Source organism: Allobosea sp. 01N443 (assembly GCF_056399325.1).
Genome location: NZ_JBFTRC010000382.1, coordinates 1 through 1402, shown reverse-complemented (window position 1 = coordinate 1402; position 1402 = coordinate 1). Strand labels below are relative to the sequence as shown.

General features: G+C 57.3%; 2 protein-coding genes. One reads left to right on the top strand and one right to left on the bottom strand.

Annotated features, from left to right (window positions below):
• Positions 1 to 259: 259 nt before the first annotated feature.
• Positions 260 to 502 carry a hypothetical protein gene (locus AC1DRP_RS36530; RefSeq protein WP_476771135.1) on the bottom strand — a complete coding sequence of 81 codons (243 nt, stop codon included), beginning with the start codon at positions 500 to 502 and terminating at the stop codon, positions 260 to 262.
• A gap of 470 nt (positions 503 to 972) precedes the next feature.
• Between AC1DRP_RS36530 and AC1DRP_RS36525 the strand changes: the two genes are divergently transcribed.
• Positions 973 to 1402: pyridoxal-phosphate dependent enzyme (locus AC1DRP_RS36525; protein WP_476771134.1), on the top strand; the 430-nt coding region annotated here is incomplete at its 3' end.

Here is a 1402-nt window from a genome sequence, read left to right as displayed (position 1 = left end):
AGATTATCGTTCCCGCTTTAATTGCCATCGCAGGCATAATTGGTGCGTTTACAGCCCTAATAAAAGCGTTTAAATCTCCTCCTCGCCCCAGCGACGTTACCTAGATAATCAGAAATCTTTCTCATGTTGCCGGGAACAACATCGTCCTTCGATGCCGACGGCGCATGAGCCCATGCTCGCGTTGGTCGCAGCGGTGCGCATCTCAATCGCTTATCTGCTTCCGCGGTAGAGCGGTCCAAAGCCTTGAGAACAGAAATGCTCATTTGCGACACGCGAGGCTAACCGGTTTCGCCTGGCCGGCGAGATTTTGGACCATCTCGTTGCGTGGGTAGGCCTTAGCTTTTGCGTCCACTGCATCAGCTGCTTCCTGTATCGCAGCTTCGATGCTTGCCGGATCGTTCGGTTCAAACGTGACTTGAGTTAACTCGCCATCGAGATCAGCTCCGAATCTCGCAAGATCCTTGAGCTTGCTCTGGAGCGCCTTAAGCCCTGTGATCTTCATTGCGGCAGCCCCGTGCGAAGACCGTCAGTGCGAGGACTAATTCCGGCCACCCGGCAGATTGACGGAAGCCGGCCCTCGCCGGATCCAATGGTGTGAACCCAAGTTATTGGGAGCGTCCTTTGCGCACCTGCGAAATTTGACTGAGCGTCGCCCCCTATCGGGAAAGCTAGCTCCGAATAGTTCCGCTCAATGTGCGCCATCAAATTCCCAGCCAACTCGCGTGAAGGGTTTCGGACGGCACAACCTCGGGTCGCAAGACAATCGCGTCAAGCAGCGGGAGTTCGCTTCCCACAGTGGATACTTATGCCGAGATTAGTTTCCATCACCTCAGGTAACGAGGTCGACTCCCCGCCCTAGCGGCGCCGAATTATAAGGCCTGCAGAAAGAGGGAGCGGCGAACTCGCTGCGCCCGATTGACTTTGCCGCACCGCCGACTATCGGCAGGGACCCGAGAATAGGACTGGCCCTGCATGCACGATTATATCCGCAAGATCATGGGCGCACGGGTTTATGACGTAGCGATCGAGAGCGCGCTGGACCCGATGCCCCGCCTCTCTTCCCGGCTGAATTCACATGTCAGCCTCAAGCGGGAGGATCTTCAGCCGGTCTTCTCATTCAAGTTGCGCGGCGCCTACAACAAGATGGTCGGCTTAGCGGCCGAGGCTATGGAACGCGGCGTGATCTGCGCTTCGGCCGGTAACCATGCGCAAGGGGTGGCACTTGCTGCTCGCAAGCTCGGCGTTAAGGCGAGCATCGTGATGCCGCGCACCACGCCTGACATCAAGGTCCAGGCAGTGCGCGCGCTCGGCGGGCGCGTGGTATTGCATGGTGAGAGTTTCGACGAGGCCTATGCACATGCTCGGCAACTCGAAGCCGAGAAGAATCTGACCTTCATTCATC